Annotated in this window: 6 protein-coding genes and 1 pseudogene; all 7 read left to right on the forward strand. The window is 63.9% G+C overall.

Annotation, left to right across the window (positions count from 1 at the left end; all coding sequences use genetic code 11):
- The coding region (locus IV098_RS14675; protein WP_296890386.1) for a hypothetical protein at nt 1–2,483 on the forward strand (2,483 nt) is incomplete at its 5' end.
- 76 nt (nt 2,484–2,559) lie between these two features.
- Nucleotides 2,560–5,169 (forward strand): cytochrome c, encoded by a 2,610-nt coding sequence (locus tag IV098_RS14680; RefSeq protein ID WP_296890388.1) that lies wholly within the window; start codon nt 2,560–2,562, stop codon nt 5,167–5,169.
- Between the two features lie 51 nt (nt 5,170–5,220).
- Entirely contained in the window at nt 5,221–7,185 is a 1,965-nt protein-coding gene (locus IV098_RS14685; RefSeq protein ID WP_296890390.1) for a hypothetical protein, read from the forward strand.
- Nucleotides 7,151–8,065: a hypothetical protein gene (locus tag IV098_RS14690; protein ID WP_296890392.1), complete on the forward strand. Its 915-nt coding sequence runs from the start codon at nt 7,151–7,153 to the stop codon at nt 8,063–8,065. The genes IV098_RS14685 and IV098_RS14690 overlap by 35 nt, the downstream gene beginning before the upstream one ends.
- A gap of 4 nt (nt 8,066–8,069) precedes the next feature.
- Nucleotides 8,070–9,656, forward strand: coding sequence for a hypothetical protein (locus IV098_RS14695; protein ID WP_296890394.1), 1,587 nt, complete (start codon nt 8,070–8,072; stop codon nt 9,654–9,656).
- A gap of 39 nt (nt 9,657–9,695) precedes the next feature.
- Nucleotides 9,696–11,168: a c-type cytochrome gene (locus IV098_RS14700; RefSeq protein ID WP_296890396.1), complete on the forward strand. Its 1,473-nt coding sequence runs from the start codon at nt 9,696–9,698 to the stop codon at nt 11,166–11,168.
- Nucleotides 11,169–11,178: 10 nt separating this feature from the next.
- Nucleotides 11,179–11,894: pseudogene (locus IV098_RS14705) on the forward strand (hypothetical protein); the annotation flags it as partial.

Here is an 11,894-nt window from a genome sequence, read left to right on the forward strand (position 1 = left end):
AATTCGACTACCTGTCGTGCGTATCGGGCGGCGGCTATATCGGCGGCTGGCTGTCAGCCTTCATCCATGTCAAGTGCAACGGCCGGATCGAGGACGCTGAAGACAAGCTGAAGTCCGGCGGCGAGGAAAATCCTGCCATTCGTTTTTTGCGCAGCTACAGCAATTACCTCACCCCCAAGGCCAGCTTCTTCTCCGCAGACACCCTCACTGCGGTGGCCACCTATCTGCGCAACCTCTATCTCAACCTTACCCTGCTGCTGCTGACGCTCGGCGGCCTGCTGCTGCTGCCGCGCCTGCTGGTGTGGTTTGCGCGCTGGCTCACCGGCTGGGAAAGCGGCCAAACCCATGCGCCGGCCAATCTGCTCCCGCTATTCGCCGGCGGCATCGGCTGCATTTTTATTGCCATGCTGTTCATCGGCCTTAACCTCGGTAGCCGCGGCGCTTATCAAAACCGTCCCTTTTTCACTCGGCAAAGCGGCGTACTGGCCCTGGTGGTACTGCCCGCACTGCTGTCGGCCTGGCTCATCGCCTACGGCTTCTACGCGGGCGCCGACCAGCTCGAACAGATCACACTCAAGGGCTGGGTGCTGTGGGGCATGCTGATCTACGTGCCACCCTGGCTGGCGGGCTGGGCGCTGGGCCGGTTCCTCGGCCGCCATCACGAACAACCCAAGTTTTCGCCAGGACGGATCATCCAGATGGCGCTCTTCGCTTTGCTGGCCGGCGCACTCGGCGGCCTGCTGTTCGCCGCGTTCGCCAAAGTGGCAAGCTACATCCAGCAAATCGGCCATGGCTACAGCGGTTCCTGGATCGCCTCGGCACTCGCCACGGCCCTGCTGCTGAAGTTCTACTCACTTACCGTAGTCGGCCACATCGGCCTGATGGGACGCTATTTTTCGCACGACTCGCGCGAGTGGTGGGCGCGCCTCGGCGGCTGGGTATTGCTCGCCTCGCTGGTATGGGCGGCCCTGTTCAGCATCGTCTACATTGCACCCGCCTTCTTCCGCTGGGCGCCGCAAGCCTTCGTCGCCGCCGGCGGTGCAACCTGGGCGCTGTCCACGCTGACCGGCGTGCTACTGGGGCGGGGTGCAAAAACGTCCGCAGACACCCGCTCAACCTGGCGCGACCGCATCGCCCAGGTCGTTCCCTATGTATTCATCGTCGGCCTGCTCGGCCTGTTGTCGCTGGGCCTGCATCAATTGCTGATGCTGCCGGTGTTTTGCGAGCAATGCATGCATCACGCAAGCACACCCGCCTACTTGCCGGACGTGCTGTATCAGGAGGCCTCCAACTTCCAGCACGTCGGGGCTTTCTGGATTGCACTGTTGTGTCTGAGCAGCCTGGGCGCCGCCGCCGCGCTGGCCTCGCGCATCGACGTCAACCTGTTCTCGATCTACCACTTCTACCGTCAGCGTCTGGTGCGCTGCTACCTTGGCGCATCGCGGTGCAAGCTGCGTGTTCCGCATCCCTTCACCGGCTTCGACCCGCGCGACGACCTCAAGCTGGCCAGCCTGTGCAACGCACCGCTCGGCAAGCCGCAATGCCAACGCCCCTATCCCATCTTCAACACCGCGATGAATCTGGTCTCCGGCAAGCAACTCGCCTGGCAGCAACGCCGCGCTGCCGCGTTTGCCTTCACGCCGATGGCCACTGGGTACAGCTTCACCCTGCCCGACGAAAAAGGCCTGCTGCTCAGCCATTACCGCCCCACTTCGCAATACATGGAAGGGGTCTGGATGGGATCTGCGATGGCAATCTCGGGCGCCGCTGCCTCGCCCAACATGGGCTATCACAGCTCGCCCGCGCTGACTTTCCTGATGACGGTGTTCAATGTCCGCCTCGGCCACTGGAGCCCAAATCCGGCGAACGACAATGTCTGGATGCTGCACGACCCGCCCTTCGGCGGCACCTATCTACTGAGCGAACTGTTCGGCCTGACCCGGTTCACCTCGAAATTCGTCTACCTGTCCGACGGTGGCCATTTCGAGAATCTGGGCATTTACGAACTGGTGCGCCGGCGCTGTGCCTGCATAGTCGCCATCGATGCGGGGCAGGATGGTGACAGCCAGTTCGAAGACCTGGGCAATGCCATCCGCAAGTGCTACGCCGACTTCGGCGTGGTCATCGATATCTGCGCGAACGATCTGGAAAACGGCTATTCCACGGTCGGTCGCGTGGTGTATCCCGATGCCCCCGACGCCTACCTGATCTACATCAAGCCGCGCCTGGTCGGTACCGAGCCGGCCGACCTGCTCAACTACAAATGCACCCACCCCGGCTTTCCGCACGAATCGACTGCCGACCAGTGGTTCGACGAATCGCAGTTCGAAAGCTATCGCAAGCTCGGCCACTACATCGGCAAGGCCGTGTTCCACGCGCCGCTTCTCGAAGCGATCCAGAGTCAGGAAATGGCCGGCGAGAGCGGCCCGATCCTGCCGTGGCTGTGCGAAACCCTGCGCGAGCGGCGCGACGAGGCCGCATAAATCACGGTGGGTGCATTGAAAGTCCACCACCCTTGACTAAGGTTCAGGGCGCCGGCCCTGACAACAGGAGAGCAGCATGAAGGCATCGACTTGGCTGGTTTTCTTCAGCATCGCAACCGTCGTCGCATTGGCGTGGCTCACCCAGCAACCCGAAGCCGCCCGCGCCACGCTGCCGCCGGCGCCCGTTGCCGAAACTGCGGCAGTTTCGACACCCCTGCCCGATCCTGCCTCGGCGGCCATGCCCGATGCGGCTACGCCGGCCATGCTTGATGCGGCGTCGCCGTACGACGACGCCGGGTTTCACGAAGGCGAAGCCGGCCTCTCTCCTTCGGCGCGCGCCGGTCGCGAAATCTGGTTCAAGGCCACCGCCGGCAATGCGCGCTTTCACACCTACACCTTCCAGCAACGCATCACGGCACTGATCGACTGGTACGGCGTGCTGCGCGGCGACAAGCGTGACAACCGCTTCAAGACCTGGGGGCTGATCAACGACCCGGGTTGCTGCATGCCTGGTTCGGATGGCTGCCCGGCGAAGAGCTACGAGGAGACCTACGGCTTCGACTGGTGCCCCGGCGACACGGAATTGCTGAAATTCGTCGGCAAGCCCGGCTACCGCGACCCGGGATGCGACTTCAAGGACGCCAGCGTCGATGCCAATAATCCAGAAGGCCACCGGAAAAGCCGCGAGGACAGTTGCAACCTCGCCTTCGGCACCTCCACCGGTGCGCTCGGCTTCCGCAAATTTCCCAACCCGCGCTTCGATGCGGCAGCGTGGAAGCAGGTCAACGGCCGCCTCGGCACCTGGGAAGGCTACAACCGCAAGCTCTCCAGCGATCCCGCGCGCGCGGACTTCAAGGTACGCAAGCTGGCCGACGCCTCGATCGAACCGCCCTTCCTGATCGGCACCGCCTGCGCGTCCTGCCACGTCGCCTTCAACCCGGCGAAGCCGCCGCTCGACCCCGAACATCCGAAGTGGGAAAACCTCTCCGGCCTGGTCGGCAACCAGTACATCCGCGTCTCCGAAGTGCTGATCTCCGGCATGCCGCACGACGACCTGCTGTGGCAGATTTTCTCCCACGCGCGCCCCGGCACCTCCGACACATCGGCGATCCCCAACGACCAGGTGAACAACGCCGGCACCATCAATGCACTGATCAACACCGTGCAGCGGCCCACCTTTGTGGGTGAAAAGGTCAACCGCTGGCGCAAGGCCGCAGCGTGCCCGACCGGCGCGAAAGAATCGACCTGCTGGTGCGAACCCGGCAAGCCCGGCAAGTGCTGGGAGAAATCGCTCAAGACCGAGACTGTGCATCACATCCTCAAGGGCGGCGGCGACTCGATCGGCGCGCTCGGCGCGATCCAGCGCGTGTATTTCAACATCGGCTCGTGCGCGGAGCAGTGTTGGGTCAACCACCTCACCGACCTGCGCCAGCTCGACCCGCAGGCGCGCAACTTCGGCCAGACACCGTTCGACATCGGCCAGTGCCGGCGCGACTGCCCCAACTTCCGCGCCATCGAGGACCGACTGCCCAATCTGCTCGACTTCTTCCTGACCGCCCCCGAAGGGCAGGCCAAAGACCTGGTCGAGGCACGCGCGAACCAGAAACAAACAGCCTACGTGCAGACCGATCTGGTGCGCGATCTCGAACACAATTTCGGCAAGGGCGCGGTCTCGCGCGGCCAGCAGGTCTTCGTCGCCAACTGCGCGCGCTGTCATTCCAGCGGCAAACCGCCGTTCGAGGCGGTCGATTTCCGCGCCATCGACAGTAAGAGCGGCCTGCGCGCCGACTGGCTGGGTAACGACGTACCGACGCCGGTCACCGAAGTCGGCACGTATCGATGCAGGTCATTGCATTCCAACCACCTGCGCGGCCACGTCTGGGAGCAGTTTGCCGACGAGGATTACCACGCGCGCAAGACCGTCTCCGGCATTCTCGAACCGCATGACGGCGGGCGCGGCTACTACCGCAACGTCTCGCTGCTGAACCTGTGGGCGCACGCCCCCTTCCTGCACAACAACGCGGTCGGTCCCGAACTGTGCGGCTGGGGCGGCGACAAGGCCAACCCCTACGAACTGTATCGGTCCAGCTACGTCGACACGAGCCAGCCCGGCAACCCGCCGCTGCCGAAGGACAAACAGCCGGCATGCTGGAAATACGATCCCTCGGTCGACGGCCGCTTCAAGCTCTACGTCACGTCGATGCAGGATTTGCTGAATCCGTCGAAACGCATTCCCAAGGCAACCAAGGTCGACGAGGACATCGTGCTCGACATCGGCCCGCGCATCTTCGACGGCCAGGAAGAGAAACGCCTGGTCGGTTTCACCGTGCGGGTGCCGGCGGGCGCCACCGCGGGCAACGTCGGCAACTTCCGCCACAAGGATTTCATCGTCGACCTGGTGCGCGCCAAGCTCAAGCCCGCCGAACTCGAAGTGCGGCTCGCCACCGTGCTGCCCGCTGCCGAGGCGAAGCAGCTCGCCGCGGAAATGCAGGCCATCGGCAAAGCCATCGTCTCCGATCCCAACCGGCTGGTCGACGTAGTGAAGGAAGCGCGCGCCCGCACGCCCGCGCTGTGGCAGGTGTACGCCTCGTGCAGCGCGGAAATCGAAAACGATGGCCACCGCTTCGGCGAAGACTTGAGCGATGCCGACAAGAACGCGCTGATCGCGTTCCTGGCCACGTTGTAAAGAACTCGGATGTACGCCCAGTAGCACGCACAAGTTACAGGAGTCAGCGAAATGCAAAAAACGAATTCGACAGCCCCCTCCAATCCCGGCAGCGATACCAGTTTGCGCACGGGCAGCATGACACCCGCAGACAGCGGCACTCAAGGAGAACCCGCATCTGGAAAAACCCATTGCCTTCCCACAGCCGGTTGCAACCTCGAGATCAACATCGAAGCACACGGCGACGTCAACATTCATCATCACTGCCCGCCTGGCATGCCCGCCGAATGTGGCAGCCCGACTGGCGGCGAGGGGTGCTACCCGCCACCGGCATCCGGCAATACCTGCCTGCCACCCGTGGCCGGGCGCAAGCAGAAGTCCAGCCCGACGCGTAAATTACAGGCTCTGGCGAAGCGCACTCGCGTGCCGAGCGTGCTGGCTGCCAGCACGCTGCAACTCGTGCGACGGCATCTGGCAGGCAAGCAGCCTGCAAATGCCCTTGAATCGGCCGCGTTCAAACGTCTCGACGGCCTGCCTGCCGCTGTCCGCAGCACCTTGGCGTGTGCGCTGGATCGCTTCGACACGCTGGCGCCGGAACTGCGCAAGAAGCTCTTCGATCCAACAGTGGCCCAGGGTGCGGACGATGCCGTCGATCCGGACTTGCTCTCGAGAGCCTTCGGCAACGAGCTGGTGCAGCGGGCCGGTATCCTCAGCTTTGACAACGCCGACGCGTCGGCGCAAGAGCGCCCCGGAAAGATTCGCGTGTTTGAGCCCGGCGTCGAAGATTTTTTCACGCAGGTGCGCATCTGCAGCGTCAACAATCTTCGGACCTCGTCCTTCATACCGCTGATTTCTCCGGGCGGACGGCGGCCTGAGGAGCTCGCGCACGACTGCACGACCACACTGGTGAACGGCGCCCCGCAAGTCAGTTGCCAGGTACGCACAGCCAACTGCGTCGGCGACCTGATCGACGGCGGGTGCATCGCGGTACCGGCGATAGCCGCAGGTGACAGCGCGGTGCTGGAGGGCGTGAACTTTTTCAGTGTCGACGCCAAGGTACGCTTCACGGCACGCCTGACAGGAACCGCCGTCGACGTCGACGTGCACGTGTTCGGCGACGTCGACACCCCAGTCAATGAAACGATCGATGGCGAGCCACGCCTGATCAACGACTGCCGCGTCCACGATCGCATCGGCGTCACCGTGCCAGCCGACCTGCCGCCGGCGATCTACGACATGCAGGTCGTCGTTCCGAACATCACCGGCATCGCCGCGTTCGGCTCAAGCCTGACGTCGAATTCCGCCACCATCGAAGTCGTCCCCCCGGCGACCGCCCGGTTCCAGATCACCGCCGAGAAACTGTTCTGCCGCAAGGAAACCTCGCCCGCGTCCTTTGGCTCGGATGAAGTTGGCCTGCGCTTCATGGCCGTGTCCCTGCTGCCCGATCTCAGCATCGGCACCCCCCAGTTGACGAGTCGCCGCTTCGGCGACGTCGATTCGGGTGAAAACCGCGACATTGCCCGCGTGATCTTCGACCAGCAACAGCCGATTCTCGCTGTGGCGATGTCGATACTCGGCCATGAAGTCGACGGCGAAGATGCCTACAACAACATGATCACGTCGTCGACAGACATTTTTGTAGACCTGGTCAAGGAACAGGCGGCGTTCGTCAAAGGCGCACTCGCCGCCGCCGGCATTGGTCTCTCGCAACTCAAAAGCATTGGGCCCTATGGGGCCATCGCCGTGGGGATCGCGATCGCGATCACGCTGATTGTCGACCTGATCGTCGCCTTGTGGGCGCCAGCGGATCTGATTATCGAGGACCCTACGGGCTACTCCCTGCTCGACCTTGCCGAACGTACCGGGGCTGACTTCCCGCTCCCGGACGCGACGAGCTTTACGACCGAGGGCGACATCGACGTCAAGGTCAAGCCGCAGGAGAAGATTCCAACCCAGTACCGCGAACTGCGCGAGTACGTAAGCGACGACGAGGACAGCCGCTATGAAATCCACCTCAGGTTCAACCGCACTGTGTAAAGGAACAGCGCGGGCGAAGTGCATTGCCGCCCTGCTGCTCGTGGCAAGCAGCCTCACTGGCTGCGACAAAATCGGCAGCTGGTTTGCCGGCAAGCCGGACATCGCCTTCGCGCCCTACGGCGACGACTACGCCAGCAAGCCCGACTTCGCCCAGGTCGAATACGAACACCCGATTCCGCTGAAGGAGCTCGTCAAGATCACGCCCAAGTATCTCGCCGGGCTGAACCAGGAAGAACTCGACCAGCTCTACGCACGGCTCGGCTCCGGGCCGATCCCGGACGGGCCGTTCGACGGCGAAATCGTCTTCCCGCGCGGCAGCTCGGGCAAACTGCGCGCGGCCGAAATCATCGGCGGGCTCAAAGGCCTCGGCGTCAACTTCAAGGGCAAGATGCTGGAAACCGCAGGCGAAGCCTTGTGGAAAGGCAAGGTGTTCTACCGCAACGAAAAAGTGCTGCGCAACCGCATCGAAGACCTCGCCGTACTGCGCCCCGTCATCGGCCCCGGCGAAATCGGCAAGATCGACGTCGACGGCAAGGATGCCTGGCTGCTGTTTCCCGCCAAGCTCTACTGCGGGCAAAGCCTGATCGACTCGCGCCGCGAATCCATCATCATCGACTACGCCTTCACCGACGAAATCCACGGCTACCGCGAGAAGCCCGATTTCCTGGCCGGTCGGCGCGGCCTCAGGGTGCGCGACGAAATCCGCATGGTGCGACCCGGCCTTTACCTCGGCCGCGCCTACATGGATCATGCCTTCATCCTCAACTTCGTGCTCTACAGCAAGGACCTCGACAAGGCCGGCCGCGCCGAATTCGAAACCGGCCAGATCAAGGACGACTGCTGGAGCGGCACGCAGAAACGGGTGCTGGCGCAGCACTAGCGCCATGAAAGCGGGCTGGATCACGATCATGTTCGCCGCCATGCTGAACACATCCCTGCCAACCACCGCAGGCGCCGCCGCAGAGGATGATCTCCCCCCCATCGGTCGTTCGCGCTTCGATCAGTTGATCGGCAACGCGCCGGTGCCCTATCCGTTTTCAAAACTAGCAAAGCAGATCAACGCGCAGATGCAACCCGACGCTGGCGGCCTGCCGCCGCTGAAAGTCACCCTGATTCCGCTGGGACGCTCCTTGCAGAAAGACGCCGGCGCGCCCGATTTCTTTCATTTTCCGCGCGTGGTCGCCGCCGCCGACGGCGCCAACAAACCCGGCGTACCGCCGCTAAAAGATCGCCTCTTCCTCGGCTATCACGAGAAAGGCGAGGTCGTCGAAGTCATCAGCTACAACGATGCCGCCGGCCGCTTCGAATTCCAGATCGTGCGCGACTACCAAAAAGGCAAGACGCCGCGGGTTATCTACGCGAGGCGCAGCCTGTGCTTGGCCTGCCACCAGAATGCCGCGCCGATGTTCGCCCGCCCGCTGTGGGATGAAACGCCGGCCAATCCGGCGATTGCCGCTCGCCTGAAAACGGCGCGGCGCGACTTCTACAACGTCAAACTCAGCGGCACCGACATCGCCTATTTCATCGATACGGCGACCGATCGCGCCAATCTGTTCCCGGTCTGGCAAACGCTATGGCAGCAGGGCTGCGGCGCGGGCGAAACCGGCGACCGCTGCCGCAGGGATGCCTTCGCCGCCGCCCTCGATTACGCCCGCTTCGGCAAGTTGCCCGCACCCGACAGCCTGGTCACGCTCGATCGCAACTGGAGAGTCGTCTGGCCGCAGGGGCTGGCCATCCCCAATCCCGACCTGCCCAACCGCGACCCGCTCGCTGCGCTGCCCGATCCGGCCAGCGACCCCCTGCTGCTGCGTCCACCGCTGGAAGTCTGGAAAGCGCCGGACAAGACCGCCTTCGTCGTCGGGCTCGCCGGCATGCTCGATCCCGTTGCCGTCCGGCAACTGGCGAAGCGCGACCTGGGCGCCGTACTCGACACGCTGCGCGTTAGAGGTGTACTGGCCGCCCGGCCATTCGGGCAGGCGCAACTCGATTCCCTGTTGGCCGAACTGGGCCTGACGCGCAACACCGCAGTCGCCTCACTTCCCCCAGCCCGCGCCGAATCCCGCCCGCTGGAAGACAGCCGTTTCCGCACCCACTGCGGGGTCTGCCACGACAGCACCGCGAACGAACCGCCGAATTTTCTGCATGGCGATGCCGCCAGCGTCGACGCCCGCCTCGACCACTGCGCCGAACGCATCTTTTATCGCCTCAGCATGGCAAAAACCGCCGCGGCGCAGCGCGGCAAATCGCCCATGCCGCCGTCCGCCATCCTCGCCGCGCGCGGTCTGGATGCGGAAACCTGGGCGCGCTCGCCCAGCCTGGACGCGCTGCTGCAGGACATGCGCCTGCGCCTGCGCGCGCAGGGCCGCTCACCCGAGGCGCTGCTTGCCCGGCCTTACGCGCAACTGCGCGCCTGCCTGCCGCCTGCCACCCCATCCGGAGCAGAAAGGACCCTGCATGCCCCATCCCTTTGATGTATTCCAGGCCACCCGCCTGGCCAGTCTGAGGCCGTCATGACCGCCGCCCCAACCCCATCGTGCAGCGCCTGCCGTTTCTGGTTGTGGGCAATCGTCCTGCTGGTTCTACCCTTCGCGCTGGTCGCCGCAATCCGCTTTTTGCCCGACCGGCCGGTGACCTACGACGATCCGGTCGAACACTTCAAATACGGTTCCACCGGCGGCGAACGCAACATGGGATTTCCCTATTGGCTGTTTCAGGTGCTGCCCGACGTCTGCCCCGAGATGCTGCCGGGCAAGGGCTACGCCTCGCTCGGCTTCATTTTCGAGCCGGGGCGCGATCTGCCGGTCGGCATGTCGAAGCGGCGGCATCTGGGCATCGACCGCGTGTTTCTCAACTGCGCCGTGTGCCATACCGCCACCGTACGCACATCGCTCACGGCCCAACCCATACTGGTTTCCGGCATGCCGGCGAATCAGCTGGATCTGATGCGCTTCCAGAAATTCGTCCAGGCCTGTGTCAACGACCGCCGCTTCACCCCCGCGCAGGTGGTGCCGCGTATTGCGGAGAAAGCCGGCGGCCTCGGCCTGTTCGACAAGACCGTGGTCTACCCGCTCGGCATTTACCTCATGCGCGACGGCGTCGCCGGCCTGCTCGGACGGCTGCGCTTCATTCATGCGCAGGCCGAGTGGGGGCCGGGGCGCGTCGACACCTTCAATTCGGCGAAGGCCATTTTCGGCGTGCCCTTCGAACATCTGCCAAAAGAAGAACTCGTCGGCGTATCCGACTTCCCGGCGATCTGGAACCAGGCAAAGAAACAGGGCATGCAGCTTCACTGGGACGGCAACAACAGCCGCGTCGAAGAACGCAATCTCTCTGCCGCCTTCGGTACCGGCGCCACGCCCAAACTTATCGATCACGCTGCAATCGCACGCATCGAGGGATGGATCGCCACGGCCACGCCACCCGCGTTCGGAAAATACTTCCCCATCGACGCCCCCCTCGCTGCGCGCGGCAAGGCCGTCTACGACGCCACCTGCGCTGCCTGCCACGGCAAATCCGGCAGCAATTTCACGGGCGACTCCGTCGGCAAGGTCACGCCGATTGCCGCCATCGGTACCGACCGCGGCCGTCTCGATTCCTACACCCTGCAGCTCGCGCAGAACCAGGGCATGCTGTATTCGGCCGACCCGGATCGACGCTTCCGCCACTTCCGCAAAACGTGGGGCTACGCCAACGCGCCCCTGGACGGCCTCTGGCTGCGCGCGCCCTACCTGCACAACGGTTCGGTGCCCACGCTGTGGGATCTGCTGCAACCCGCAGCGCAACGTCCGAAAATTTTCTGGCGCGGTAACGATCTCTACGACCCGCAGCACCTCGGCTTCGTCACCGCCGAAGCGCCCGGCCTGTTCCGTTACGACACCGCGATTCCTGGCAACGGCAACGCCGGCCACGAAGGCGCGGCCTACGGCACCGCGCTGCCGGCGGCCGACAAATGGGCGCTGCTGGAATACCTGAAGAATTTCTGAGGACGATGCCATGAAGACGCTTTGCAACTGTCCACGCTGGCTGAAAATAACCGGCCTCGTCGTACTGCTTCTCACCGTCGTGCTCGGCATCGTCGGCTACAACCGCTTCATGCGCGACTACGGCGCAACGGTCTTCGATAACCCGGACGACCGCTTCAAGTACGGCTCGATGGGCGCGGAGAACGACGCCGGCATTCCCTACTGGATTTTCTACGTGCTGCCACGCGTATTTCCCGACAAGCTGCCCAAGCCCGGCGTCGGCTACGCCAGCTTCGGCGTGGTGTGGGAAGAAGGTCAGGAACTCCCGGTGGGGTTTTCCAAGCGGCGGATTGGCTTTGATCGCGTCGCCAACACCTGCGCGTCCTGTCACATGTCGAGTTACCGCGCCCAAGCCGACGAGACGCCGACGCTGGTCGTCGCCGGACCCAACCACACACTCGACCTCGAAGCCTTTTTTCGCTTCCTCGTTGATTGCGCGAAAGACCCGCGCTTCAACGCCGACACGCTGATGGCCGAGATCGAACTCGCTTCCAAGCTCGACTTCATCGACCGCATGGCCTATCGCTATCTGATCATCCCGATCACCAAGAAGCGCCTGACCGAGCGCGAAGGCCAGTTCCAGTGGCTCTACCGCCACGATTTTCCCGAGTGGGGACGCGGGCGCGACGACGCGATGAACCTGACCAAGTACTTCATGATCCGCTGGCCGATGGACGACAGCTTCGG

Origin of the sequence: Thiobacillus sp. (assembly GCF_018780105.1) — a bacterium.
GTDB lineage: Bacteria > Pseudomonadota > Gammaproteobacteria > Burkholderiales > Thiobacillaceae > Thiobacillus.